We start from the raw sequence: 25,763 nt of genomic DNA, 5'->3' as shown, positions 1-25,763 counted from the left end.
AGCCTGCAACTTTGCAGTTGCAGGCTTTTCCGTTTTGGTGCGGCTGGCAGGAATTGAACCCACGACCCCTTGGTTCGTAGCCAAGTACTCTATCCAACTGAGCTACAGCCGCGAAGACCGAAATTATAGCACGGCTTTCGACGGTTTTTCCGGGGCCCCTGCCGGCCCTTGGCGGACGGCATGGAAACCACGGTAAGCCGCTTGCCGTCGTCAGCCTAAGCTGAAATTTGCCCGCAGTTGCGGCGCAATCGACTAATCTAGGCACAAAGCAATAACGGAGACAAGCACCATGCAAGCAATCCGCCTGGCCGGCCTGCTGACAGCCATCGGCCTGGGCCTGGGAACTGCACCGCTACAGGCCCAGCCCAATACCGCCGGCCCCATCCGCCTCGGCCTCATCTTTCCGCTCACCGGGGGCTCCTCGGACATGGGCAACAGCGCCCTGGTTGGCGCGCAGGTGGCGGTGCAGGAGATCAACCAGGTCGGAGGTTACCTCGGCCGGCCACTCGAGCTTGTGGTGCGTGATGACGAGGCCAACAATGACATTGGCCTCAAACACGCCGAGGATCTGGTGCTCAAGGAAAAAGTGGTGGCCACCATCGGCTTCTGCAACAGCGGCGTGGCCATGAAGGCGCTGGACGTGTTCCAGAACAACAAACACACGCTCATCGTGCCCTGCGCCACTGGCACGGCCATCACGGCCAAATACCCGGCTGCGCAAAGCTTCATCTTCCGCACCTCGGCCCCGGACCAGCACCAGACCCAGTTCCTGATCGACGAGATCGTCAAGCGCGGGCTGACCAAGGTGGCGCTGCTGGTGGACTCTACCGGTTATGGTGATGCCGGCCTCAAGGACCTGGAGGCCGCCCTGGGTCGCGTCAACCTGAAGCCGCAAGCGGTGGTGCGCTTCAAGGTCGGCGTGAAAACACTGGAAGAGGAAATCAAGGAGCTGAGAAACTCCGGCGCCGACGCCCTGATCGGCTGGACCGTGGGCCCCGAACAGGGCGTGATCTCGGCCAGCCGCACCGCGGTGGGCTGGAAGGTGCCGCAGTTCGGCCCCTGGGGCCTGTCACACGCCTCGGCCTTCAATACCTCTGCCGGCAAGGTAGAGGGCGCGCTGATGGTGCAGACCGTGCTGCCCAACGTCTTCCTGGAGCGCAACAGCTCCTTCCTGCGCAACTACAACAAGGTCCGCAAGGAACAGCCCATCGGCTCCATGATGTCGGCCGCGCAGACCTACGACGCCGTCAACCTGCTGGTGCGCGCCATGTTCGATTCGCGCGGTGATTTCTCCGGCCCCGCCATGAAAAAAGCGCTGGAGAACCCCAGCGGCATCTACCGTGGCGTGGTCACCACCTACGACCGCCCCTTCTCGGACAAGGACCACGACGCCATCTCGCTGAACATGCTGTGGCTGGGCACCTGGCGCAACCAGGAGCGCGGTTACTACTACAAGGAAGACGAGAAACGCGCGACGGTGATCCGGCGCAAGCAGTAGGCGCGTCCTGCCTGCCCGCACATGGCTCGGGTCAACCTGGCTACTTCTTGTCACGGATTCTTTGCATTTCCACCTGGTCCAGGCGCACAAAAACGAAGCCTTGCCTGAGCAGCCAGATCAGGCCATCGGCCAGCCCCTCTGCGGTGTCTGACGCAGGCTTGTTCATGTGGGCGATGATGACATCGCCATCCCTGACGTTTTTCAAGCGGACTTCGATCGCTGGCTTCGTCAGCGTGGCACCGGCATCCGCATTGACCGAGAAGCCGGCGATGCCGTACCCCATGCGTTCGATCTCGGCACTCGCCCGGGCATCGTATTCGGCCGTAGCCCCCCGGTACCAATGAGGTGCGACACCGGTCACCCGCTGAACGGCGCGGGCCCCTTCGGAAACCTCTCTGCGCAAATGGACGAGGTCGGGTTCCCCTGGGATGCCATAGACCGTGCGCCCCTTCCCGATCACGGCAGGGATGTGGTTCGCACCATGGTTCTCCACCTCCAGCAGGTCCAGATGGGCCTTGATGACGGCTACGCCACGCGGATTGGCGTCCAGCCACTTCTTGGTCACGAACAGGGTGGCCGGTATGCGATTGCGGATCAGAAACCCGATCAGGTCCCCGTCGAAACGGCCCGTGCAGGCATCCAGCGTCAGCGCCACCCTTTTGTGTGCCGACCCGTCCGGCAGGAGCCGGTCGTGGATCTCAACGGGCTTGCCTTGCCCCCAGGCCGTCACCACAATGAACAGCGCCAGGGCAGCAACAGGAAGCTTGGAGCCGGTCTTCATGAAGAGAATGGTAGGGCGTGAGGGACTTGAACCCCCGACCAAGGGATTATGAGTCCCCTGCTCTAACCAACTGAGCTAACGCCCCGACCGAAGGCGTGATTGTACGGGGCGAACCTGTTTGCTATTTGCTGTGGCTCAGCGCATTGCCCAGCAGCTTGGAGGTGATGTCCACGATCTGGATCATGCGTTCATAGGGCATGCGCGTGGGGCCGATCACGCCCAGCGTGCCCACCACCTGGCCGTCCACCTCGTAGGGGGCGCTGACCACAGACAGCTCCTCGAAAGGCACCACTTGGCTTTCGCCGCCGATGAAGATGCGCACCCCCTCGGCCTGCCCGGCAATGTCCATCAAACGCATCAGCTGGGCCTTTTGCTCGAAAAGATCGAAAGCACGGCGCAGATGGCTCATGTCGCTGGAAAAATCGGACACAGCCAGCAGATTGCGCTCGCCGGAAATCACCACCTCGTCCTGCACCTGCGTCATGGCATCCGTACCCACGGTCACTGCGGCCTGCATCAGCTTGGCAATCTCGCCACGCAGTGTGTCCACCTCGCCCTGCAAGCGCTCGCGCACCTGCTCCAGCGTCAGGCCCATGTAGTGGGCATTGAGATAGTTGGAGGCTTCGACCAGTTGCGACGGCGAGTAGTCGGTTTCGGTAAAGATGACGCGGTTCTGCACATCCCCCTCGGGCGAGACCAGGATGACCAGGATGCGCCGCTCGCCCAGGCGCAGGAATTCGATATGGCGAAACACCGAGGAACGGCGCGGCGCCATGACCACGCCGACAAACTGAGAAAGCGAGGACAGCAGGTTGGCAGCGCTGGAAATGACTTTTTGCGGCTGGTCCGGCGTCAGGCTGGGCGTGGCAATCTGCTCACGCTGGGCCGTCAGCATGGTGTCGACAAATAGGCGGTAACCGCGCGCCGTAGGCACGCGCCCAGCCGAAGTGTGGGGGCTGGCGATCAGGCCCAGCTCTTCCAGGTCGGACATCACATTGCGGATGGTCGCCGGCGACAGCTCCAGACCGGACGCACGCGAGAGCGTACGCGAGCCGACAGGTTGCCCTTCGGCAATGTAGCGTTCCACCAGCGTTTTCAGCAACAACTTGGCACGGTCATCGAGCATGGGATCATTTTAATGATGTAATTTGCGAATGAACTCCAGATTCCGCCAGGTGGCCCTGATCGGCAAGTACCAGACCGTCGCTGGCGGTAGCCAGGGCAGCCGCGCGCGCCCGGCGCTCGCCGACATTGCCACCTTTCTGCAGGCCCAGGGCTGTGCCGTGGTGGTGGAGGAGCAGACCGCGACCAATGCCAGCCTCGAGGGTTACCCGGTGCAGGATCTGGCCACCATCGCCCAGCAATGCGATCTGGGCCTGGTAGTGGGCGGCGATGGCACCATGCTGGGCATCAGCCGCAAGCTGGCCAGCTCTGGCGTGCCGCTGATCGGCATCAACCATGGCCGCCTGGGTTTCATGACCGACATCCCCTTCGGCAGCTTCGAGACCGTGCTGCCGCCCATGCTGCGCGGGGAATACGAAGAAGAGCAGCGCCAGCTCATGCATGCGCGCGTGCTGCGCGACGGCAACTGCGTCTTCGACACCCTGGCCATGAACGATGTGGTGGTGCACCGCGGCAATTCCTCGGGCATGGTGGAGCTGCGCGTGGAAGTGGATGGCCATTTCGTGGCCAACCAGCGGGCCGACGGCCTGATCATCGCCACCCCGACCGGCTCCACGGCCTATTCCCTGTCCGCCGGCGGCCCCATCCTGCACCCGGCCATCGCCGGCTGGGTCCTGGCACCGATTGCGCCGCATACCCTGTCCAACCGGCCCATCGTGCTGTCCAGCCAGTCCGAGGTGGCCATCGAGATCGCCTCGGACCGCGAAGCCATTGCCAACTTCGATATGCAGTCCCTGGCCTCTTTGCAACAGGGCGACCGCATCATCGTGCGGCGCTCGGAGCACAGCGTGCGTTTCCTGCATCCGCGCGGCTGGAGTTATTTCGACACCCTGCGGCAGAAGCTGCACTGGAACGAAGGGATCACGGGTTCATGAGCCTCAAGCGCATCGTCCTGCGGGACTTCGTCATCATCAGCGAGCTTGAGCTCGAGCTCGAAAGCGGTTTCAGCGTGCTGACCGGCGAGACCGGTGCCGGCAAGTCCATCCTGATCGATGCCTTGCAGCTCGTCACGGGCGCGCGCTCCGACACAGGACTGATCCGCGAAGGCGCCAACCGCACCGATGTGAGCGCCGAGTTCGGTGAATGCACCGCCCTACTGGGCTGGCTGGAAGAAGCTGGTTTCAACCCGGGCTTCGACCCCGGTTTCACCCTGCTACTGCGCCGCACTGTGGACACGCAGGGCAAGAGCCGCGCCTGGATCAACGGCAGCCCCGCCACCGCAACCCAGCTGCGCGAACTGGGCGAGCGCCTTTTCGACATCCATGGCCAGCATGCCTGGCAAAGCCTGACGCGGGCCGAGGCCGTGCGCGGCCTGCTCGACGCCTATGCCCAACTGGACACCAGCCCCCTCACCCTGAGCTGGCAGCAATGGCGTGAAACCCAGACCGTCCTGGAGGACGCCCGCAAGGCCCAGGACACGCTGCAACGCGAGCGCGAGCGCCTGGGCTGGCAGATTGGCGAAATCGAAAAACTGGCACCGCAGGCCGGCGAATGGGAAACGCTGAACACCGACCACAGCCGCCTGGCCCATGCGCAGGCCCTGATGGACGCTGCCCAGGGCGCGCTGGACGCGCTCGAGGGCGAAGACGGTGGTGCTTCCCACGCCTTGGGCAGTGCCCGCCAATTGCTACAAAATCAGGAGCATCTGGAGCCTGAATTCAAGTCGCTGGTGGAAGTGCTGAACTCCAGCCTGGCACAGGTGGAAGACAGCGTACACAGTCTGCGCACCTACCTGCGCCGCACCGATCTGGACCCCGAGCGCCTGGCCGAGCTGGACACGCGTTTGACTTCCTGGGTGTCGCTGGCCCGTCGCTACAAACGTCCGCCCGAAGAACTGGCGGCCACGTTGGCTGGCTGGCGTGAAGAGCTGACCCGACTCGATGCCGCGGCCGATCTGGCCAGCCTGGAAGCCGCCGAGCAGCAAGCCCAGGTCGCCTACATGAAAGAAGCCCAAGCCGTCTCCAAGGCGAGGTCCAAGGCCGCGCCCCAGCTCGCGCAGGCCATCACCCAGGCCATGCAAGGCCTGGGCATGCATGGCGGACGTTTCGAGGTGACGCTGCACAAGGCGGAACACCCCTTGCAAAGCGGACTGGAAGAGGTGAACTTCCTGGTCGCCGGGCATGCCGGCAGCACGCCGAGGCCGGTGGGCAAGGTGGCTTCGGGCGGCGAGCTCTCACGCATCGCCCTGGCCATCGCCGTCACCACCAGCCAGCTGGGCACGGCCCAGACCCTGATCTTCGACGAGGTGGACGCCGGTGTCGGTGGCGCCGTGGCCGAGACTGTGGGCCGCCTCATGAAACAGCTCGGCCGCGACCGCCAGGTCATGGCCGTGACCCACTTGCCGCAGGTGGCTGCCTGTGCCGACCACCATCTGGTGGTGGCCAAGCAGCGCCAGGGCGCGCAGACGCTGAGCACGGTGACGCCGGTGCAGGGTGAAGCCCGCGTGGCCGAAGTCGCACGCATGCTGGGCGGCGAACGCCTGTCCAGCACCACCCTGGCCCACGCCAAGGAAATGCTGCAGTCCGGCAACTGAGCGGAACAGGCGCAAGACCATGGCCATGGAGATCGTCCTCATCACCGGCATGTCCGGCTCCGGCAAATCCGTGGCGCTCAACGCACTGGAAGACGCCGGTTACTACTGCGTGGACAACCTGCCGCCCGAGTTGCTGCTGCCCTTCGCGACACTGGAGCAGCAGCACCAGGCCAGTCGCGTGGCCATCGCCATGGATGTGCGCAGCGCTACCTCCCTGCCCCAGGTGCCGGCGCTGCTGGCCACGCTGCGCCAGCAGGGTATCGCGATCAAATCGCTGTTCCTCGATGCCTCCACCGACACGCTGGTGCGACGTTATTCCGAAACACGGCGCAAGCACCCGCTGTCGCAAGCCATGAGCGAAGGCGCCGACCTCAACCGCGTTCTGGTGGAAGCCATCGAACTCGAACGCGAGCTGCTGGCCGCACTGCGCGAGCAGGCCCACGTGATCGACACCAGCCTGATCCGGCCTTCACAGCTGCAGGGTTACATCAAGGAAGTGATCCAGCTGCCCGGCAGCCAGCTCACCCTGGTCTTCGAGTCCTTCGCCTACAAGCGGGGCATACCGGTCGATGCGGATTACGTCTTCGACGTGCGCATGCTGCCCAACCCTCACTACGAACCCGAGCTGCGCCCGCTGACCGGCCGGGACGAGCCGGTGGCGGCCTTCCTTCGTGCCCAGCCCGAGGCCACCCGCATGCTGGAACACATCGAGGCTTTTCTCTCGCACTGGCTGGACGCCATGTCGCAGAACCACCGCAGCTACGTGACCGTGGCCATAGGCTGCACGGGCGGCCAGCACCGCTCGGTTTATCTGGTGGAAGAGCTGGCGCGGCGTTTTGCCGCACGCTGGAACACGCTGCGGCGCCACCGCGAAATCGGCGGCTGATCAGCCCTGCTGGAGCAACTTGCGCACCGGCGCCGGCAGGCCCAGGCCCGGCCAGGCATTGGCCATCTGCCAGCCCCCGTCTTGCGACAGCCTGGCACGCGCCGGCAACTGCACGCGCACGGGATGCAGATGCAAGTCCTTGTGCGTCAGCACGTGGGTGAACACGGCCAGCTCCTGCAGACGATCCTGGTAGGCCACAGGCACTGCTGCGCGCAGGGCGTCGTAGCTGTCAAACAGCTCCATGCAATACAGCCCGGCCCAGACACCAGGTGTGGGCCGCTGGCGCAGCCAGACTGCGCCCTCGCGTGTCCGCGCCCACAGAAGCCAGAGCGACTGCGCGCTGCGCTTGAGTTTGCGCGTCTTGACGGGATAGCTTTCGGGCCGGCCTTCGCGCCTGGCCACGCAGATGTCCAGCACCGGACAGGCCTCGCACAGGGGCTTGCGCGCGAGGCAGACGGTGGCACCCAGGTCCATCACGGCCTGGGTATAGCGCGGCATGGCGTGCGTCAGGTCGCGCTGCGGCAGCAGCTCGGTGGCGCGGGCCCAGAGCGCGCGCTCGTTGGCAGCCACGGACAGATCGGCGTCAAAACCCAGGGCACGCGTGAGCACGCGCTTCACATTGCCGTCAAGGATGGCCACACGCTCGCCAAAGCAAATGGAGGCGACGGCTGCCGCCGTGGACGGGCCTATGCCTGGCAGGGTCTGGAGCAGTTCCGCCGTGCGGGGGAATTCACCGCCATGCACTTGCACCACCTGCACGGCGCAGGCATGCAGGTTGCGCGCCCGGCTGTAATAACCCAGGCCGCTCCACAGGCCCAGCACGTCGTCGAGGCTGGCAGCCGCCAGGGCCCGCACATCAGGAAAACGCTGCAGGAAACGGGCGTAGTAGTCGCGCACCGTGACCACCTGGGTCTGCTGCAGCATGATTTCGGAGAGCCAGACCCGGTAGGGATCCTGCGTGCCCTGCCAGGGCAGACCTTGGCGTCCATGCCGGGCCTGCCAGCGCAGCACGCGGGCATCCCAGTCAGCCGGCTGGACCACGGGCAAAGGAGAAGAGGGGCGCGAAGGCCGGCTCACGAAGCCAGGAGTTCGGCCGCTACCGTGTCCTTGGGCTTGGTGACGTCTTGCGCCCGGATCAGGTAAGCCGTGAGTTCAAGCAGCTTGGAATCGAGCTGGTCCAGCGCGCGGAACTGTTCGTTGATCTCGGCGATGCGCTCGTCCAGACCACCCGCGGCCTGCTGGATGCGATCGATCGCCTCGAGCCGGCGGCTGAAGTTGCGGCGACGCTCGCGCAGCTGGGCGTCGAGCTGGGCTGCTGCCGACTTGCTCCACAGCTCCACGTCGCCCAGGGCCGACTGGTAGACCGTGCGCAGGCGCGTGGCCAGGGCGCGCACCAGACGGTCGGCAAACTCGGGTTGGGCCAGGCGGAAGGCATTGCCCAGGCCCAGGTACTGCAAATGGCCACGCTCGACCTGGTCCAGGTTGTCGATATAGGCCTGCAACTGGGGCTCGGCCGGCGGCTGCAGCGAGAAGCCTTGTTCGGAGTTGAGCTGCTTGAAGGAGCTCCCCAGCATGGTCTGGATCTCGCCGATCAGGGACTGCACGCGGCGCAGGTTCTCGCGCAGGCGGGCGAAAGTCTCGCCATAGGATTTCTTGACGCCAAGCTTGAGACCGGTCTGCAGCAGGGACTGCATGAGCTGGTTCATCTCGGCGCGCAGGCTCTTGGTGCTCAGCAGCGCGAACACGTCGCGCAACAGCTTGAGATGCACCGAGCGCACGGCATGGATCTTGGCACCCGCACGGTCGAACTCGGCCTGCTCCTGCGAGATGCGCAGACGCATGTGCTTGATCACGGCGGCGTTCTTGCCCTGCAGACCCTTGAGCTCGAGCATCTGCTCGTTGAGGTCGCGGCGGCGGATGTTGAGCACCCGGCCGACCTCAAGCTGCAGATCGGAAATGCCGACCGCCACAGCGGCGCCCAGGATGCGCTGGCGCTGGCCCATGATGCGCTGGGCCAGCGCCTCTTCGAGTGCGGGCAGGCAACTGGCCTGCAGCAGCTTGGCGTCGTCGGTGACCTTGGCCACCAGGCCCTTCTGGGCCGAGACGGGCAGCACCTGCTCACGCGTCAGGCCGAGGATCTCGGCCGTGGTAGCGCGCTGGCGGTCGATCTGCATCTGGATCTGGGCCGGCGAACTCAGCGCGTCCCAGAGCGAGTCGATCTTGTTGAGCACGACCAGGCGGGTGTCGCCTGCGGTCGATTCGGTGATCAGGTGTTCACGCCAGATCTCGAGGTCGGACTTGGTGACGCCGGTGTCGGCACCCAGGATGAAGACCACGGCGTGCGCCTGGGGCACCAGGCTGACCGTCAGTTCGGGCTCGGCGCCGATGGCATTGAGACCCGGGGTGTCGAGAATGACCAAGCCCTGCTTGAGCAGGGGGTGGGCGATGTTGATCAGCGCGTGGCGCCACTTGGGCACCTCGACCCTGCCCTGCGCATCCATCATCGGGGTGTCACCCGGCACCTGGCTGCTCCAGAAGCCCAGGGCACGCGCTTCTTCCAGCGAGACACGGCGGGTTTCGGAAACCTTCTCCAGGGCCATGGCCAGCTGCTGAGGGTCGTTGACGTCGAGGTCGACGCGGGTCCACTTCTCGGGGACCATGCGCCATTCCATCAGGGACTGGGGCTGCAGGCGGGTTTCGATGGGCAGCAGGCGCAGGCAGGGCGGCACCTCGGCGTCGTAGCCCATCTCGGTCGGGCACATGGTGGTGCGCCCGGCGCTGGCCGGCATGATGCGCCGGCCATAACCGGCGAAGAAGATGGCGTTGATCAGCTCGGACTTGCCGCGCGAGAACTCGGCCACAAAGGCCACCATGACCTTGTCGGCACGCACCTGCATCTCCAGGCGGTGCAGGCGCTCCTCGACGGCTGCATCGAGCAGGTCGTGGTCTTTCATCCATTCGCCCAGCAGCTTCAGGCGCAGGGCGAACTCACGCCGCCACGTGCCGTGCTGGTCGAACTGATCGTTGAAAGATGTAGCCAAATCTGCCCCCTAGACGCACTTCAGGTCATTCTGCAAACACTCAATATAGCATCTATCTCCTTGATTAGCCTCATGTTTTCTGACAATTGGGGCAGAAAAACGTCGCCCGCTGCCCCTGTCGGATGGCCTTGATGGAGCTACCGCAAACCTTGCAGGCTTGCCCCTCTCGTCCATAGACCTTGGCTTCAAACTGGAAGTTGCCGCGCTCGCCCACGGCGTTGGAATAGTTGCGCAAGGTGGTGCCCCCGGCCGCCAGGGCCCGGCCCAGCACGTCGCGGATGGCGGCGCGCAATTTCTCTGCGCGGGGCCGGCTCACACGCGTTGCACTCAGGGTAGGACGGATGCCGGCCAGGAACAGCGCCTCCGAGGCGTAGATATTGCCCACGCCCACCACCACGTCACCCGCCAGCAGCACCTGCTTGACGGCAGATTTGCGCTTCTTGAGGGCGGCATGAAAACCTGCCGCGTCAAAGTCCTCCGACAACGGTTCCACCCCCAGCCCGCCCAGCAACTTGCGCGCCACAGGCGCATCTTCGGCTGGCGCCCAGACCACGGCGCCGAAACGGCGCGGATCGTTCAGCCGCAACGTGCCGCGGCTGGTATGCAGCTCGAAATGGTCGTGTACACCGCGCGGCGGCAGGCCGTTGCCAAAGCTCAGGCTGCCCGACATCCCCAGGTGCAGCAGGAGCAAACCCTGGTCGAGATCCAGCAGCAGGTACTTGCCGCGCCGACGTACCCCCCGCACTTGTCGCCCCACGAGCCGGGCCACCGGCAAGCCCAGAGGCCAGCGCAGGGGCTTGCCGCACCAGGCCGAGACGATGCCAGCCCCGCTGATGCGGTCGACAAAACTCAGGCGCGTGGCTTCGACTTCGGGCAATTCAGGCATGACAGTAGGCACGCAAGGACAAGCTGGCTTGGATTATTATGGTTTGATGTTCTCACGCCTACGCCTCCTCCCTCTGTTGTTGACCGCCGCCCTGACGGCACATGCGCAACAGCCGGACCCGGCTCCTGCCACCCCACCCGCCAGTTCGGCGCTCGATGGCGAGCTTTTCTACCAGTTGATGGTGGGTGAATTCAGCGCCCAGCGCGGCGAAGCCGGCGTGGGTTACTCCCTGATCCTCGATGCCGCACGCAAGACCGGCGACGCCCGCCTGTACCAGCGCGCCATCGACATCGCCCTGCAGTCGCGCGCCGGCGACTCGGCCTTGCAAGCTGCGCGCGCCTGGAAGCAGGCCCAGCCCGGTTCGCGCGACGCCAACCGCTATGTGCTGCAGATCCTGATCGGCCTGAACCGCCTGAGTGAAACGGTGGAGCCGCTCAAGCGCGAGATCGCGCTGGCAGAGGCCAAGGACCGCGTCCTCACCATCACCCTGCTGCCGCGCTATTTCGCACGCAGCAGCGACAAGAAGGTCGCTGCCGAGATGCTGGAGCAGGCCGTGGCCGAACACCTGGGCAACCCCGGCACGGGCCCTGCCGCCTGGAGCGCCGTGGGCCGCATGCGGCTGGAAAACGAGGACGGCGCAGGTGCGCTGGAAGCCGCACGGCGGGGCCAAGCGCTGGATGCGCGCGCCGAGGGGCCGGTCCTGCTGGCCCTGGCCCTGATGTCGCCCCAGCAGCCCGGGGCGGAAGCCATTGTGCGCAAATACCTGGAAGGCCGCCCCCTGGTGGAAGTGCGTCTGTCCTATGCACGCGCGCTGCTCGACGCCCAGCGTTATGCCGAGGCCGGCAGCCAGGTGCAAATCGTCACCAGCGAAAAACCCGACTACGCCGAAGCGTGGCTGATCCGCGGCACCCTGGAGCTGCAAGACAACCGGTTCGACCCGGCCGAGCGCTCGCTCAAGCAATTCCTGGAACTGATGCAGTCGCGTCGTGGCGGCGACGGCATGGAAGAACCCAGCCGCGCCCTGGCCCAAGCCTATCTGTCCCTGGCCCAGATCGCCGAACAGCGCAAGGACTACAAACAGGCCGAGGCCTGGCTGGCCAAGATCAGCAGCCCCGAGGACTTGGTGCGCACACAAAGCCGGCGCGCCGGTATCCTGGCCCGCCAGGGCCGTATCGACGAAGCGCGCGAGCTGATCCGCAATCTGCCCGAGCGCTCACCGGCCGACGCGCGTGTCAAGCTCTCCAGCGAGGTGCAGCTGCTGCGCGACAACAAGCGTTATGCCCAGGCCTACGAACTGCTGGCCGAAGCGACCAAGCGCGAACCCAAGGACTATGACCTGCTCTACGACCAGGCCACGCTCGCCGAAAAGCTGGGCAACACGACCGAGATGGAGCGCATCCTGCGTCGCATCATCACCGAGAAGCCGCAGTACCACCATGCCTACAACGCGCTGGGCTACTCCTTCGCCGATCGCAATGTACGCCTGAGCGAGGCACGCCAGCTCATCGTCAAGGCCCTCGAGTTCGCTCCCGATGATCCCTTCATCAGCGACAGCCTGGGCTGGGTCGAGTTCCGCACCGGCAACAAGCCTGAAGCCCTGCGAGTGCTGGAAAAAGCTTACCGTGCACGTCCTGATGCCGAGATCGCCGCCCATCTGGGCGAGGTGCTCTGGAGCATGGGCCAACGGGAGCAGGCGCTGAGCATCTGGCGCGAAGGCCTGAAGCTCAATGCCGAGAACGAGACCCTGATCGAAACGCTCAAACGCCTGCGCGTCAAGCCGTGAAACTGCTGCCGCGGATTCTCTTTGCCGGCCTGATCGGCGCCCTGTTGGCCGGCTGCGCCCAGCCACCCAGGCAAGTGGCAGCCGCCCCGGGCGAAACGCAAACCTACTGGCGCGGCCGCCTCGCACTGCGCGTGGACAGCAGCCCGGAACCCACTTCCTTCTTTGCCAACTTCGAACTCAGCGGCCAGGCCCCGACCGGTGAGCTGCTGTTGTCCAGCCCCCTGGGCACGACGCTGGCGCAACTGCGCTGGAGTCCTCAGCAGGCGCTGCTGCGCAACAACGGGCAGACCCGCGCCTTCGATACGCTCGATGCCCTGGCCACCGAGGCCACCGGCACCGCCATCCCTATCGCGGCCCTGTTCGAATGGCTGCAGGGTCGCCCGGCCGTGGCAGACGGCTGGCAGGCCGACCTGACGCAGCTGGACGCTGGCCGTCTGCTGGCCCGGCGCAGCCAACCCGCGCCGGCCGCCGAACTGCGGCTCATCATCGAGCGCTAGGGCCGGCATTCGAAGCAGGCCCCTGGCCTCACCGGATAATCCCGGCATGCAGTCGCTCAACGACATCCCGGCCCCGGCCAAGCTCAATCTTTTCCTCCACATCACGGGGCGGCGCGCCGACGGCTACCACCTGCTGCAGTCGGTCTTCATGCTGATCGACTGGGCCGACACCCTGCACTTCGACCGCCGCGCCCGGGGACAGCTCAGCCGCGAAGACCTGCTGGCGCCGCTGCCGGCGGATGACCTGATCCTGCGCGCCGCACGGGCCTTGCAGGCGGCCACCGGCACGGCGCAGGGCGCGCACATCGCCATCGAGAAACGCCTGCCGGCGCAGGCCGGCATGGGTGGCGGCTCATCGGATGCTGCGTCGACCCTGCTCGCGCTCAACCGCCTGTGGCAACTCGGCCTCACGCTGGAACAACTCTGCGCCATCGGCCTGCAACTCGGGGCCGACGTGCCCTTCTTCCTGCGCGGCCACAACGCCTGGGTCGAAGGCATCGGCGAGTCCATCACCCCGGTCGAACTGCCACCCCGCCCCGTGCTGGTGGTCAAGCCCCTGGCCGGACTGGAAACCCGGGCGATTTTTTCAGACCCGACCTTGAGACGCGACAGTATTCCTGCTACAATTTCAGGCTTTGCTGCAGACCCGCAGGCTTTTCTGAAAGAAGCCCGCAACGACCTGCAGCCTGTCGCCCAGCGGCTCTGCCCGGGTGTCACGCAGGCTCTCGATTGGCTCGCCACTCTGGGGCTGGAAGGACGAATGACAGGCTCAGGAAGTGCCGTGTTTGCGTGGGCACCGCCCTTATTGAGTGTTCCGACGGCGCCGGACACTTTGCAGGCCCGGTTGTGTTGCAGCCTGGAGGCTCACCCGCTTTGCGGTTGGGCGACCAGCGAAAAGAGTTAGTCGGTGGACAGCTGTTTCCCAGCTGTCAGCCTGTGTAGGGGAGTCGCCAAGTTGGTTAAGGCACTGGATTTTGATTCCAGCATGCGAAGGTTCGAATCCTTCCTCCCCTGCCAAATTTTTCTGGGTCACTAGTCGCTCATCGCTGGATCGTTCATGCAGGTCGCTCCAACCCCCGATTTCATGCTCTTCACGGGCAATGCCAATCCGGCACTGGCCGCCGATATTGCCAAGCACCTCGGCATCACGCTGGGCGCCGCCACGGTCGGCCGTTTTTCGGACGGCGAAGTGACCGTGGAGATCAACCAGAACGTGCGCGCCCGCGACGTCTTCGTCGTGCAGTCCACCTGTGCGCCGACCAACGATTCGCTGATGGAGCTGCTCATCATGGTCGACGCGCTCAAGCGCGCCTCGGCCGAGCGCATCAGCGCCGTGATCCCCTATTTCGGCTACGCCCGCCAGGACCGCCGCCCGCGCTCCACGCGCGTACCGATCACCGCCAAGGTGGTGGCCAATATGCTGCAGACCGTGGGCGTGGCCCGCGTGCTGACCATGGACCTGCATGCCGACCAGATCCAGGGCTTCTTCGACATCCCGGTGGACAACATCTACGCCTCGCCGGTGCTGCTGGGTGATCTGCGGTTGAAGAAGTACGAAGACCTGATCGTGGTCTCACCCGACGTCGGTGGTGTGGTGCGCGCGCGCGCGCTGGCCAAGCAGCTGGGCTGCGACCTGGCCATCATCGACAAGCGCCGCCCCAAGGCCAACGTCAGCGAAGTGATGCACGTGATCGGTGAGATCGAAGGCCGCAACTGCGTGATCATGGACGACATGATCGACACCGCCGGCACGCTGGTGAAAGCCGCCGAGGTGCTCAAGGAGCGTGGTGCCAAGAAGGTCTACGCGTATTGCACGCACCCGATTTTTTCAGGGCCGGCCATCGAACGCCTGTCCAAGGGCACGGCCCTGGACGAAGTGGTGGTGACCAACACCATCCCGCTGAGCCCCGCCGCCACCGGCTGCGCCAAGATCCGCCAGGTGAACGTGGCCCCGCTGATCGCGGAAACCATCCACCGCATCGCCAAGGGCGAGTCGGTCATGAGTTTGTTCTCGGACCAGGACGATCTGTTCTGATTCCCGAGCAAAAAGCCGGCCCGCACGCATACTGCCACGGGCCTTTGTTGAAACGGAGTCCCACTGGTCGCGGTGGACTCTTTCTGGAGTGAACTATGAAATTCGTCGCTTTTGAGCGCGCCAAGCAGGGCACGGGTGCGAGCCGCCGTCTCCGCAACACGGGCCGCACGCCCGGTATCGTCTACGGTGGCACCGGTGAGCCGCAGCTGGTCGAGCTCGACCACAACGCGCTGTGGCATGCCCTGAAGAAGGAAGCTTTCCACTCGTCCATCCTGGAGATGGAAGTGAACGGCAAGAGCAACAAGGTTCTGCTGCGTGACGTGCAGATGCACCCCTTCAAGCCCCTGGTGCTGCACATCGACTTCCAGCGCGTGGACGCCAACACCAAGCTGCACATGAAGGTGCCTTTCCACTTCAGCGGTGACGAGAATTCGCCTGCGGTCAAGACCGACGGCTGCATCGCCAACCACGTGCTGACCGAAATCGAGGTGCTCTGCCTGCCGGCCGACCTGCCCGAGTTCATCGCCGTGGACCTGAGCGGCCTGAAGAAGGGTGTTTCCCTGCACCTGTCGGACATCAAGATGCCCAAGGGCGTGACCGCCGTGACCCACGGCAAGGCCAACCCGGTGGTGGTGTCGGTCGTGATGGTTGCGGGTGCAGACGCTGCCGAAGCCGCACCGGCTGCTGCCGACGCTGCAGCTGCCGCAGCGGCCCCCGCCGCCGGTGGCAAGGCTGCACCGGCCAAGGCTGCCGCTCCGGCCGCCAAGGCACCTGCCGCCAAGAAATAAGCCCTTCCGGCTTGTACCAACGGCCCACTTCGGTGGGCCGTTTTTTTTGGCCCTTCCGGCTGTCATGGATGCACCGATAATCCGCGCATGATCAAACTGTTTGTCGGCCTGGGCAACCCCGGCCCCGAATACGAGGCCACCCGGCACAACGCCGGTTTCTGGTGGATCGACGCCGTGGCGCGCGAACTCAAGCTCGGCCTGAGCATGGACAAGAGCTACCATGGTCTCATCGCACGTACCACTGTCAAGGGCCAGACCATCTGGCTGCTGGAGCCGCAGACCTGGATGAACGAATCAGGCAAATCGGTGGCGGCGCTGGCGCGCTTCTTCAAGATCCAGCCCGAGGAGATCCTCGTCGCGCACGACGAACTCGACATCGTGCCGGGCCAGGTCAAGCTCAAGTTCGGCGGCAGCCACGCCGGCCACAACGGTCTGCGTGACATCCATGCCAGGCTGGGCACGGACGACTACTGGCGCCTGCGCATCGGCGTCGGGCACCCGGGTGTGAAATCGGAAGTGGTGAACTGGGTGCTCAAGAAACCTTCGCCCGATCACCGCACGGCCATCGAAGACTGCGTCACGCGCTCGATCAAGGCCCTGCCTGAGCTGCTGGCCGGCGAGATGGAAAAGGCGATGATGCTGATCCACACGAGCAAGCCACCCCGGCCCAAGCCGCCGCGGCCGGCACAACTGCCCCCCCAGGAAGGAGAGCCCGCATGAAGACGCTGTCACCCATCCTCGCGATCACCGCCCTGACGTTGTGCACCGGAGTGTCAGCCCAGACCGTCTACCGCTGCGGCAGCAGCTACAGCCAGACCCCTTGCCCCGGCGGCAAGGCTGTCGAGGCCAGCGACAGCCGCAGCCCCGAGCAACGCAAGGCGCACGAAGCCAGCGTCAAGCAGGAAAAACGTGCCGGCGACACGCTGGAAAAGACCCGGCAACAGGAAGAGGCGGCGGTGAAACGCGACGTGGAACGGGCCGACAAGGCCCAACGGGACGCCGACAGGGCCGCACAGAAAGCCGCCGCCAGGAAGAACGGCAAGGACAAGATTCCGGCTTACCGGGCCCCGGCGACGAATTAGACCGTCAGGCCGCCGAGGGTTTGGCGGCAGCCAGCGCTTGCGCCTCGGCCTGCAGACGCTGGTATTTCTGCCACAGGGTTTCGCGGTCTTCCACAACCTGCGGATTCACCGGAATGCAGGCCACAGGACAGACCTGCACGCACTGGGGCTCCTGGAAATGGCCCACGCATTCGGTACAACGCGTCGGATCGATCTCATAGATCTCCGCCCCGAGATAGATGGCCTGGTTGGGGCACTCGGGTTCGCAGACATCACAGTTGATGCATTCGTCGGTGATCATCAGGGCCATGGTGGACCCGATTATCCGCCGGGACCGAAAACCACGGCGGCTTCAGGCGCTATCGGTGGCTTGGGCTGCGGCCTCGCGCTCACGCGCCAGGCGCTGCTGGTCGTAGACAGGTTGCGGTGGCAGATCAGCCAGGTGCCGCGTGTCGGCCCAGTCCAGGATCTCGATGGCTTCGCCCTGCAGGCGCACCCGGTTGATGCCGGCGTTCGGGATCTCGCTCACGCGCGGGCCGGACAGGGACAGGCCCAGCGCGCTGCGGTAGACCATGTCCAGTACACCACCGTGGGTGACCACCGCCACCGTCTGGCCTACATGGCGCTGCCCCAGGCCCCGTAGCGCAGCCAGGACACGGGCATGGAAATCACGGGTGCATTCGCCGCCATCAAAGGCGTAGTGTTCGTCGAAACGCACCCACTGCGCCCAGGCCTGGGGATGCCGGGCCTGGATATCGGGCACGCGCAGCCCTTCCACCATGCCGAAATGCTGCTCGCGCAAGCCGGCCTCCGTGAGCGGTGCGGCGTGGCCGGCCCGCTGCGCCAAGGCCTGCGCGGTCTGCAAGGCCCGCTGCAGGTCGCTGCTGACCAGCCCGTGCAGGGGCTGCAGGGCCAGGCGCTCGGCCACACGACGCGCCTGCTCCAGACCGACCGCGTTGAGCGGCACGTCGAGTTGCCCCTGGAAACGCAACTCGCGGTTCCAGTCGGTCTCGCCGTGACGGATCAGGATCAATTCGGTCATGCGTCAATTATGCGACGCATGCGTTTCAGCCCGGTGACGTCCGGGCCGCGGTTTTGCAACAGGATGCTTCGCCGTACAGCGGTTCAGGACCGGCCGAGGCTTCGGATTTTTTCCTGCAGGCGCGTCGCAACGATGGGGTCGACGAACTTCTCGGCCTCGCCACCCAGCGTGGCGATCTCGCGCACCAAGGTGCTGGAGATGAACTGGTAGCTGGTGCTGGGTGTGAGGAAGACCGTCTCGACCTCGGGCATGAGGCTGCGGTTCATGCCGGCCAGCTGGAACTCGTAGTCGAAGTCCGTGACGGCGCGCAGGCCGCGGATCACCACCTTGGCGCCACGCCCCACGACAAAGTCGCGCAGCAGGCCCGAGAAGCTTTCGACCACCACATTGGGCTGATCGTGCATGACCTCGCGCACCAGGCCGATGCGCTCATCCAGCGTGAACATGGTCTTCTTGTGGTGGGCCGCCGCAACGCCCACGATGACGCGGTCGAAGAGCTGGGCCGCCCGGCGTATCACGTCGGAATGGCCCAGGGTCATGGGGTCGAAGGTACCGGGGTAGACGGCGAGCACATTGCGGGACATGGATCCACTCCTTGTTCGCGCCGATTATGCCGCCGCCCGGTCAGGCGGCGCCGATGTTGGGCACCAGGCCGCTGACCGGCTTGCCGGCCTTGAGTGCAGCCGTGAACGCCAGCATGCGGTCGATGGGGACACGGGCGCGCGGGATCAGCGCCGGGTCTACGTGGATCTCGTTCGTGCCGTGCTCCAGCACGTGGGCCACGCCGGCCAGGCCATTCATGGCCATCCAGGGACAGTGCGCACAGCTCTTGCAGGTGGCGCTGTTGCCGGCGGTGGGCGCCTCGATGAAGGTCTTGCCGGGGTTGAGCGTGCGCAGCTTGTGCATCATGCCCTTATCGGTAGCCACGATGAACTCGGGCGCCTCCATCTCCTGTGCGGCCTTGAGAATGCCCGAGGTCGAGCCCACGGCATCGGCCAGGGCCACCACGGCGGCCGGCGATTCGGGATGCACCAGCACCTTGGCTTTAGGGTGCTCCTTCTTGAGCTCTTCGAGCTCGAAACTCTTGAACTCGTCGTGCACGATGCAGGAGCCGTTCCACATCAGCATGTCGGCCCCGGTCTCGCGCTCGATGTACCCCCCCAGGTGGCGGTCGGGTGCCCACAGGATCTTGTGGCCCTGGTCCTTGAGGGCACGCACGATATCGAGTGCGCAGCTGGAGGTGACCAGCCAGTCGGCGCGGGCCTTCACGGCCGCGCTGGTGTTGGCGTAGACCACCACAGTGCGGTCGGGGTGGGCGTCGCAGAAGGCGCTGAATTCATCGACGGGACAGCCCAGATCCAGCGAACAGGTGGCATCCAGGTCGGGCATGAGCACGCGCTTGTGCGGCGAGAGTATCTTGGAGGTCTCGCCCATGAAACGCACACCTGAAACCACCAGGGTCTGCGCCGCGTGGTCACGACCGAAACGCGCCATCTCCAGCGAGTCGCTGACGATGCCACCGGTCTCCTCGGCCAGGTCCTGCAGATCCGGGTGCACGTAGTAGTGCGAAACCATGACCGCGTTCTTTTCCTTGAGCAGGCGGCGGATCTTGTCTTTCAGCGCAGCGCGCTCGGCCGGAGCGGGCTCCAGCGGCACACGCGCCCAGGCATGGTGGGTCGAGCAGGCAGCGCCCTCGGGCTGTTCGTATTCGACGTCGATGACTTGGCTTGCGCTCATCACAACTCCGTAAACCGCATGGAAAAATCAACGGCCTTCACATCCTTGGTCAAGGCCCCGATCGAGATGCGGTCCACACCTGTGGCAGCAATCTCGCGTACCGTGCCCATGTTCACACCGCCCGAGACTTCCAGGATGGCGCGTCCGGCATTGATGCGCACGGCCTCGCGCATCGTGTCCAGGCTCATATTGTCGAGCAGCACCATGGTGGCACCGGCCTGTAGGGCTTCTTGGAGTTGCGCCAGCGTTTCGACCTCGATCTCGACGAACTTGGCTGTAGGCGCGACAGCGGCAGCACGCTGTAACACGGCCCTCACGCCCCCGGCCGCAGCGATGTGGTTTTCCTTGATCAGCACCGCGTCGTAAAGGCCGATGCGGTGGTTGAAACCGCCGCCACAGTGCACCGCGTACTTCTGCGCCAGGCGCAGGCCAGGCAGGGTTTTGCGTGTGTCGACGATCTGCGCACGATTGCCCGGCACGGAACGGATCGCGTCGACATAGGCTGCCGTCTGTGTGGCCACGGCGCTGAGCAATTGCAGAAAGTTCAACAGGGTGCGCTCGGCGGTCAGCAGGCCGCGGGCCGGGCCGCTGAGCTCCAGCACCACCTGATCGGCCGCGCAGCGCTGGCCGTCACGCACCAACCAGCTGACTTTGGCTTGCGGCACCACCTGTTGCAAGGTTGCCTCCACCCAGGCCGTGCCGCAGATCACCGCCGCTTCGCGCGCCAGGATGCGCGCGTGCGCTTCGCGCTCGGGGGCTATCAGGCCGGCCGTCAGATCGCCGCCGCCCACGTCTTCCTGCAGGGCACGGCTCACGTCGGTCCGGGCCAGTTCACGCAAGGTGGCGTCGGAATAGTCAAAAACAGGTTTCATGGTCACGAGGCCGGGGTCAACCGGCTTACTTGAAGCGATCGAGCAGACGTCGGCTTTCGCGGTCCAGTGCCGCGACGTCGCGGATCAGGAACTGGATGCCGTGCGAGTCGGTCACCAGCAGGGTGTTGCCTACCAGACGGCGGATGTCCTCGTCGCCCTTGAGCACGAAGGCCGTGTCGCCCCGATCGGTGCGCACCTGCCAGGTGCTGGGTGTGGAAAAACTGCTGACGCCCGTGATCGCGCGGATCTCGGGTATGAATTCGCGCTCGGCCAGCGCCGCGCGGATCAGGCCCTGGGCCGGCTCGGGCACACGGGCCAGTTCATCGACCCAGGCCACCTCGTGGCCATCGGCGTCGAGCAGGGAAATATCCCGCTCGGGCGCCTGGATGGGAAAGGCGCGCACCGGCACCACACCCGTGCGGACCTGGCCATCGGCCAGGGTCAGGACCAGCTTGCCATAGGCATTGCGCTCCAGGGGAGCCGCCGTCTGCGTCAGGTTCAGGATGGGGCGCGAGTTCATTTGGCGTCGTCCTTGCGTTCCGGACTCACATCGCTTTCGGCGTCGTCCATGTCGGTGTCGACATTGCGGGCCTGGGCCTGGTAGAGGTTGTAGTAGGCGCCCTGCTGCGCCATGAGCTCATGGTGTGTGCCTTCTTCCACCACCTGGCCACGGTCCAGCACCACCAGACGGTCGGCACGTTGCAGGGTGGAGAGCCGGTGCGCGATGGCGATGGTGGTGCGGCCCTGCACCAGGTTGTCCAGGGCCTTCTGGATTTCCTTCTCGGTCTCGGAGTCCACCGAGGCCGTGGCCTCGTCCAGGATCAGGATGCGCGGGTCGATCAGCAGCGCGCGCGCGATCGAAATGCGCTGGCGCTCACCACCCGACAGACCCTGGCCGCGTTCGCCGACGATGGAGTCGTAACCCTGGGGCAGGCGCAGGATGAACTCGTGCGCATGGGCGGCGCGTGCAGCCGCCATGACCTGCTCACGCGTGGCGTCGGGTTTGCCGTAAGCAATGTTTTCGGCAATGGTGCCGAAGAAAAGGAAGGGCTCCTGCAGCACCAGGCCGATGTTGCGGCGGTACTCGGCCACGGGCAGGGAACGGATGTCCACGCCATCGATGCGGATCGAGCCTTCGGTCACGTCGTAGAAACGGCAGATCAGATTGACCAGGGTGCTCTTGCCCGAACCGCTGTGCCCCACCAGGCCCACCATCTGACCGGGTTCGATGGTGATGTTGATACCGCGGTTGACTTCGCGGTTGCCGTAGCGGAAGCCCACGTCGCGCACCTCGATACGGCCCTCGACTTCCTTAAGGTGCACGGGCTGGGCGGGTTCGGGCACGCTGGAGACGTGGTCCAGGATGTCGAAGATACGTTTGGTGGCCGAGGCCGAATGCTCGGTCCAGGACACGATGCGGCTCATGGAGTCCAGCCGGCCGTAAAAACGGCTGATGTAGGCGATGAAGGCCGTCAGCACGCCCACCGAGGTCTCGCCCTTGGCCACCAGCCAGACCCCCACGCCCCAGACTACCAGCAGGCCGACCTCGGTCAGGAAGGAGATGCTGGGTGCGAACAGGGACCAAATCTTGTTGATGCGGTCGTTGACCAGCAGGTTCTGGCGGTTGGCTTCGTGGAAACGGGCCGATTCGCGCTTTTCCTGGGCAAAGGCCTTGACCACGCGGATGCCGGGGATGGTGTCGGCCAGCACGCTGGTGACTTCGGACCAGACCCGGTCGATCTTCTCGAAGCCGGTCTTGAGGCGGTGCCGCACCGCGTGGATCATCCACATGATGATCGGCAGCGGGATCAGCGTGGCCAGGGCCAGCCAGGGATTGATGGAGAACAGGATGGCTGCCGTCATCAGCAGCATGATGAGGTCGGTGAAGAAGTCCAGCAGGTGCAGGGAGAGGAAGACGCAGATGCGGTCGGTCTCGCTGCCGATGCGGGCCATGAGGTCACCGGTGCGCTTGCCGCCGAAGTACTCGAGCGAAAGACGCATCAGGTGGTCGTAAGTCGTGGTACGCAGGTCAGCGCCGATGCGCTCGGACACCAGGGCCAGGATATAGGTCTTGGCCCAGGTCAGGCCCCAGGCCAGCACAGCCGCCCCCAGCAGGCCGCTGAGGTAGAGCACGACCAGCATGGGGTCGACATGCTTGCCGGCCTCCAGCGGCACCAGCACCTCGTCCATCAGGGGCATGGTCAGGTAAGGCGGCACCAGGCTGGCTGCCGTGCCCAGCAGGGTCAGCACAAAACCCAGCAGCAACTGGCCCTTGTAAGGCTGGGCAAAACGCCACAGGCGCAGCAGGGTCCAGGTCGAGGGCGGGGTGTGAATGACCTTGGCGCAGATCGGGCATTCGTCCTGCCCGGGGTCCAGCGGCGCCTTGCAGATCGGGCAATCGTGGCCTACCGGGGCCGGTACCGGCCGGCCGGTGCTCAGGCTGCGTAGTTGGCGGCCGACCTGTTCGGCCAGGCGCACGGCTTGCAGATTTTGTCCCAAGGTGTAACACCAGTGCGCCAGCCGGCCCTGGCCGTCCAGCAGCTCCAGGTGGCCGACGCCGGCATGGTCGTGCTGGCTCAACTGCAGCCCACGGTGATAGTCCCAGCTCGACCAGGCGGACTGTCCCGGGGCGCGGGCCAGCAGGCGCCGGTCGGTCGCCGCCAACAGGCCGCGACCGAACTGCAAACGGGTGTCGAGGTCAACCTCAAGCACCGCCTGGACGTTCTCTTCAGGGTGCAGCTGTGAACGGATTTCGGCCAACCATTCCGCCGGAACGTCGCTGAAAGATAATAGAGCTGCTGACGGGGTCACACGAGTCATGGAATCCAGAACCTGGGGTGGGGTTTGCTGATGTCGATTGTCCCCGTTTTATGCACGGCACCTTGGAGACCAACCGCAGCCTCAGCACGATCTGGCGATGCCAGCGAGCAAGACCATTGCAGGGACAGATAGTTCACCCTGCCTAGCCTCATGACTCAAAAAAACCTTCAAATTCTGCGGGTCAGCCATCTGTGCGGTCCCAACATCTGGACCTACCGTCCGGTCATCGAAGCCTGGCTGGACCTGGGGGAACTGGAAGACCGGCCTTCCAATGTCATTCCCGGATTTTACGAGCGTTTGACCAGCCTGCTCCCCGGCTTGGCCCAGCACCGCTGCGGCGTGGGTGAAATCGGCGGTTTCCTGGAACGCCTGCGCGACGGCACCTGGGCCGGCCATATCCTGGAGCACGTGGCCCTGGAGCTGCAATCCATGGCCGGCATGGCCACCGGATTTGGCCAGACGCGCAGCACCTCCCGCCGCGGCATCTACAAGATGGCCTTCCGCACGCGTCAGGAGGAAGTGGGTCGGGCTGCCCTGGACACTGGGCGCGAACTGCTGATGGCCGCCATCGAAAACCGACCCTACGATGTGGCCGCCACTGTGGCTCGCCTGCGCGAACTCTGCGACCGGCTCTACCTGGGCCCGAGCACGGCCCACATCGTCGAGGCGGCCACCGACCGCCGCATCCCGCATATCCGCCTGAACGAAGGCAATCTGGTGCAGCTGGGCTATGGCGCCCGCCAGCACCGCATCTGGACGGCCGAAACCGACCAGACCAGTGCCATTGCCGAAAGCATCGCCAGCGACAAGCAGCTCACCAAGGAGCTGCTGCAATCCTGCGGCGTGCCGGTCCCGGCGGGCGAAGAGGTGGAGAGCCCTGAACAGGCCTGGGACGTGGCACAGGACATCGGCGTGCCCGTGACCGTCAAGCCCACAGATGCCAACCATGGCCGCGGCGTGTTCACCGACCTGCACACACGCGAAGAGGTCACCAGAGCCTGGCAGACGGCGGATGCCGAAGGCAGCGGTGTGCTGGTGGAAAAATACATCGAGGGCGAAGCGCATCGCCTCCTGGTCGTGGGCCGCCAGGTCGTGGCCGCCACGCGCGGCAAGAAGCAGACCATCACCGGCGACGGCCGTTCCACCGTCCTGCAGTTGATCGACAGCCAGATCAACAGCGACCCCCGCTGCGGCGAGGAGGAGGAGTTCCCGCTGGAACCGCTGATCCTGGACAAGGAACCCATCGCCCAGCTGGAGCTCAGCCGCCAGGGCATGGATGGCCACTCGGTGCCACCCGCCGGCCAGGTCGTGCTGATCCGTCGCCACGGTGATCTCGCCTACGACGTCACGGATCAGGTCCACCCGCAGGTGGCCGCCGCTGCCGCACTGGCCGCGCGCGTGGTCGGCCTGGACATTGCCGGTATCGACCTGGTGACGCCCGATATCTCGCGCCCGCTGGCCGAACAGGGTGGCGCCATCATCGAGGTCAATGCCGGCCCCGGCCTGCTCATGCACCTGAAGCCCGCCGAAGGCCAGCCGCGCAACGTGGGCCAGGCCATCGTGGCCCACCTCTTCCCCGGCGCAGACCAGGGCCGCATTCCCATTGTGGGCATCACCGGCAGCCGCCACACCACCCGCATCGCGCGCCTGGTGAACTGGCTGCTGCACATCAACGGTACCCAGGTCGGCCTGGCCTGCCGCGACGGCTTCTTCCTTGGACCGCGCCAGGTCGAATCCCGCGACTGCTCGGACTGGGCCACCGGCCAACGCCTGCTGATCAACCGCTCGCTGGAAGCGGCCGTGCTCGAACACAGCTACCGCGCCATCCTGAGCGAGGGCCTGGCCTACGATCGCTGCGCCGTAGGCGTGGTCACCGACCTGGACGGCAACCTGGAAGAGCTGGCCGAGTTCTATATCGACGATGCCGACAAGCTTTACAACGTGGCGCGCACCCAGGTCGACGTGATCCTGCCCACCGGCACCGCCGTGCTCAACGCCGCCGATCCGCGCGTGGTCGAGATGGCGGCGCTGTGTGACGGTAAGGTCATCTTCTACGGCTCCGATGCCCAGTTGCCGGCCATCGCCCAGCACCGCCAGCAGGGCGAACGTACCGTCTTCCTGCGCGAGCGCCACATCGTGCTGGCCCAGGGCTTGGACGAGATCAGCGAGATCCCGCTGGACACGCTCAACCCGGCCAAGGCCGCCAAACCCGATATGGTGATGGCCGCCGTGGCCGCCGCCTGGGCGCTGGACGTGCGACCCGAACTGATCAGCGCCGGCCTGCGCACCTTCAAGGCCAACCTCACCAACGACCACTGAGC

24 protein-coding genes and 3 tRNA genes are annotated in these 25,763 nt (G+C 65.4%); 13 read left to right on the top strand and 14 right to left on the bottom strand.

The features are described 5' to 3' along the window. Positions 1 to 35: 35 nt before the first annotated feature. Positions 36 to 112: transfer RNA gene (locus AC07NT_RS01885), tRNA-Arg, on the bottom strand. A 177-nt stretch (positions 113 to 289) separates the two neighbouring features. On the opposite strand from AC07NT_RS01885, the gene AC07NT_RS01880 reads away from it, so the two are divergent. After that, positions 290 to 1,498 (top strand): ABC transporter substrate-binding protein, encoded by a 1,209-nt coding sequence (locus tag AC07NT_RS01880; RefSeq protein ID WP_498598123.1) that lies wholly within the window; start codon positions 290 to 292, stop codon positions 1,496 to 1,498. 40 nt (positions 1,499 to 1,538) lie between these two features. Here the strand turns inward: AC07NT_RS01880 and AC07NT_RS01875 are convergent, their stop codons facing one another. From AC07NT_RS01875 to hrcA, 3 genes are all read right to left on the bottom strand, one after another. Beyond that, complete coding sequence (locus AC07NT_RS01875) at positions 1,539 to 2,279, bottom strand: polysaccharide deacetylase family protein (RefSeq protein WP_498598124.1); 741 nt, start codon at positions 2,277 to 2,279, stop codon at positions 1,539 to 1,541. A gap of 8 nt (positions 2,280 to 2,287) precedes the next feature. Beyond that, positions 2,288 to 2,364 (bottom strand) — tRNA-Ile (locus AC07NT_RS01870). Between the two features lie 36 nt (positions 2,365 to 2,400). Then, positions 2,401 to 3,405 carry a heat-inducible transcriptional repressor HrcA gene (gene hrcA / locus AC07NT_RS01865; protein ID WP_498598125.1) on the bottom strand — a complete coding sequence of 335 codons (1,005 nt, stop codon included), beginning with the start codon at positions 3,403 to 3,405 and terminating at the stop codon, positions 2,401 to 2,403. Between the two features lie 28 nt (positions 3,406 to 3,433). Here hrcA and AC07NT_RS01860 point away from each other — a divergent pair, with 28 nt between their 5' ends. Genes AC07NT_RS01860 through rapZ form a run of 3 tightly spaced genes read left to right on the top strand, consistent with a single transcriptional unit; the run spans position 3,434 to position 6,880 of the window. Further along, positions 3,434 to 4,336: an NAD kinase gene (locus tag AC07NT_RS01860; protein ID WP_498598126.1), complete on the top strand. Its 903-nt coding sequence runs from the start codon at positions 3,434 to 3,436 to the stop codon at positions 4,334 to 4,336. Further along, positions 4,333 to 5,994, top strand: a complete 1,662-nt coding sequence (gene recN / locus AC07NT_RS01855; protein WP_498598127.1) for a DNA repair protein RecN — start codon at positions 4,333 to 4,335, stop codon at positions 5,992 to 5,994. The genes AC07NT_RS01860 and recN overlap by 4 nt, the downstream gene beginning before the upstream one ends. Positions 5,995 to 6,013: 19 nt before the next feature. Further along, positions 6,014 to 6,880, top strand: a complete 867-nt coding sequence (rapZ, locus tag AC07NT_RS01850; protein WP_498598128.1) for an RNase adapter RapZ — start codon at positions 6,014 to 6,016, stop codon at positions 6,878 to 6,880. Here the strand turns inward: rapZ and mutY are convergent, their stop codons facing one another. From mutY to mutM, 3 genes are all read right to left on the bottom strand, one after another. Then, positions 6,881 to 7,891 carry an A/G-specific adenine glycosylase gene (gene mutY, locus AC07NT_RS01845; protein ID WP_498598129.1) on the bottom strand — a complete coding sequence of 337 codons (1,011 nt, stop codon included), beginning with the start codon at positions 7,889 to 7,891 and terminating at the stop codon, positions 6,881 to 6,883. A 62-nt stretch (positions 7,892 to 7,953) separates the two neighbouring features. Then, on the bottom strand, positions 7,954 to 9,921 hold the full coding sequence (locus AC07NT_RS01840) for a dynamin family protein (protein ID WP_498598130.1): 1,968 nt from the start codon (positions 9,919 to 9,921) through the stop codon (positions 7,954 to 7,956). Between the two features lie 70 nt (positions 9,922 to 9,991). Then, a complete protein-coding gene (gene mutM, locus AC07NT_RS01835; protein ID WP_498598131.1) occupies positions 9,992 to 10,807 on the bottom strand; it encodes a bifunctional DNA-formamidopyrimidine glycosylase/DNA-(apurinic or apyrimidinic site) lyase in 816 nt (271 codons plus the stop codon). A gap of 46 nt (positions 10,808 to 10,853) precedes the next feature. On the opposite strand from mutM, the gene AC07NT_RS01830 reads away from it, so the two are divergent. The 8 genes from AC07NT_RS01830 to AC07NT_RS01795 all read left to right on the top strand — a co-directional run bounded on the left by AC07NT_RS01830 (position 10,854) and on the right by AC07NT_RS01795 (position 16,992). After that, positions 10,854 to 12,590, top strand: a complete 1,737-nt coding sequence (locus AC07NT_RS01830; RefSeq protein WP_498598132.1) for a tetratricopeptide repeat protein — start codon at positions 10,854 to 10,856, stop codon at positions 12,588 to 12,590. Further along, positions 12,587 to 13,087, top strand: a complete 501-nt coding sequence (locus tag AC07NT_RS01825; RefSeq protein ID WP_498598133.1) for a lipoprotein insertase outer membrane protein LolB — start codon at positions 12,587 to 12,589, stop codon at positions 13,085 to 13,087. The genes AC07NT_RS01830 and AC07NT_RS01825 overlap by 4 nt, the downstream gene beginning before the upstream one ends. 46 nt (positions 13,088 to 13,133) lie before the next feature. Continuing rightward, positions 13,134 to 13,991 (top strand): 4-(cytidine 5'-diphospho)-2-C-methyl-D-erythritol kinase, encoded by an 858-nt coding sequence (gene ispE, locus AC07NT_RS01820; protein WP_498598134.1) that lies wholly within the window; start codon positions 13,134 to 13,136, stop codon positions 13,989 to 13,991. 36 nt (positions 13,992 to 14,027) lie between these two features. Beyond that, positions 14,028 to 14,104 (top strand) — tRNA-Gln (locus AC07NT_RS01815). Between the two features lie 40 nt (positions 14,105 to 14,144). Further along, positions 14,145 to 15,122, top strand: a complete 978-nt coding sequence (locus tag AC07NT_RS01810) for a ribose-phosphate pyrophosphokinase (RefSeq protein ID WP_498598135.1) — start codon at positions 14,145 to 14,147, stop codon at positions 15,120 to 15,122. Positions 15,123 to 15,217: 95 nt separating this feature from the next. Then, complete coding sequence (locus tag AC07NT_RS01805; RefSeq protein ID WP_498598136.1) at positions 15,218 to 15,910, top strand: 50S ribosomal protein L25/general stress protein Ctc; 693 nt, start codon at positions 15,218 to 15,220, stop codon at positions 15,908 to 15,910. Positions 15,911 to 15,997: 87 nt separating this feature from the next. Next, positions 15,998 to 16,630: an aminoacyl-tRNA hydrolase gene (pth, locus tag AC07NT_RS01800; protein ID WP_498598137.1), complete on the top strand. Its 633-nt coding sequence runs from the start codon at positions 15,998 to 16,000 to the stop codon at positions 16,628 to 16,630. Continuing rightward, positions 16,627 to 16,992 (top strand): hypothetical protein, encoded by a 366-nt coding sequence (locus tag AC07NT_RS01795; protein WP_498598138.1) that lies wholly within the window; start codon positions 16,627 to 16,629, stop codon positions 16,990 to 16,992. The genes pth and AC07NT_RS01795 overlap by 4 nt, the downstream gene beginning before the upstream one ends. Positions 16,993 to 16,996: 4 nt before the next feature. Here the strand turns inward: AC07NT_RS01795 and AC07NT_RS01790 are convergent, their stop codons facing one another. The 7 genes from AC07NT_RS01790 to AC07NT_RS01760 form a co-directional block, all read right to left on the bottom strand. Continuing rightward, positions 16,997 to 17,281, bottom strand: coding sequence for a YfhL family 4Fe-4S dicluster ferredoxin (locus AC07NT_RS01790; protein WP_498598139.1), 285 nt, complete (start codon positions 17,279 to 17,281; stop codon positions 16,997 to 16,999). A 42-nt stretch (positions 17,282 to 17,323) separates the two neighbouring features. Further along, positions 17,324 to 18,013, bottom strand: a complete 690-nt coding sequence (locus AC07NT_RS01785; RefSeq protein WP_498598140.1) for a histidine phosphatase family protein — start codon at positions 18,011 to 18,013, stop codon at positions 17,324 to 17,326. A gap of 83 nt (positions 18,014 to 18,096) precedes the next feature. Beyond that, positions 18,097 to 18,597 carry a pantetheine-phosphate adenylyltransferase gene (gene coaD, locus AC07NT_RS01780; RefSeq protein WP_498598141.1) on the bottom strand — a complete coding sequence of 167 codons (501 nt, stop codon included), beginning with the start codon at positions 18,595 to 18,597 and terminating at the stop codon, positions 18,097 to 18,099. A 40-nt stretch (positions 18,598 to 18,637) separates the two neighbouring features. Further along, the gene (nadA, locus tag AC07NT_RS01775; protein ID WP_498598142.1) at positions 18,638 to 19,750 is read right to left on the bottom strand and encodes a quinolinate synthase NadA; all 1,113 of its coding nucleotides are present in this window, start codon (positions 19,748 to 19,750) and stop codon (positions 18,638 to 18,640) included. Then, the gene (gene nadC, locus AC07NT_RS01770) at positions 19,750 to 20,622 is read right to left on the bottom strand and encodes a carboxylating nicotinate-nucleotide diphosphorylase (RefSeq protein ID WP_498598143.1); all 873 of its coding nucleotides are present in this window, start codon (positions 20,620 to 20,622) and stop codon (positions 19,750 to 19,752) included. The genes nadA and nadC overlap by 1 nt, the downstream gene beginning before the upstream one ends. A 25-nt stretch (positions 20,623 to 20,647) precedes the next feature. Then, positions 20,648 to 21,142, bottom strand: coding sequence for a cyanophycin metabolism-associated DUF1854 family protein (locus tag AC07NT_RS01765; RefSeq protein ID WP_498598144.1), 495 nt, complete (start codon positions 21,140 to 21,142; stop codon positions 20,648 to 20,650). Next, positions 21,139 to 23,442, bottom strand: a complete 2,304-nt coding sequence (locus tag AC07NT_RS01760; RefSeq protein ID WP_498598145.1) for a cyanophycin metabolism-associated ABC transporter — start codon at positions 23,440 to 23,442, stop codon at positions 21,139 to 21,141. The genes AC07NT_RS01765 and AC07NT_RS01760 overlap by 4 nt, the downstream gene beginning before the upstream one ends. A gap of 150 nt (positions 23,443 to 23,592) precedes the next feature. Here AC07NT_RS01760 and AC07NT_RS01755 point away from each other — a divergent pair, with 150 nt between their 5' ends. Beyond that, positions 23,593 to 25,761, top strand: coding sequence for a cyanophycin synthetase (locus tag AC07NT_RS01755; protein ID WP_498598146.1), 2,169 nt, complete (start codon positions 23,593 to 23,595; stop codon positions 25,759 to 25,761). Positions 25,762 to 25,763: the final 2 nt, after the last annotated feature.

Source organism: Hylemonella sp. GW821-FHT10B10, assembly GCF_059415585.1.
Note: the sequence above shows the minus strand (reverse complement) of the source record. Positions and strands in the feature narration are given on the sequence as shown.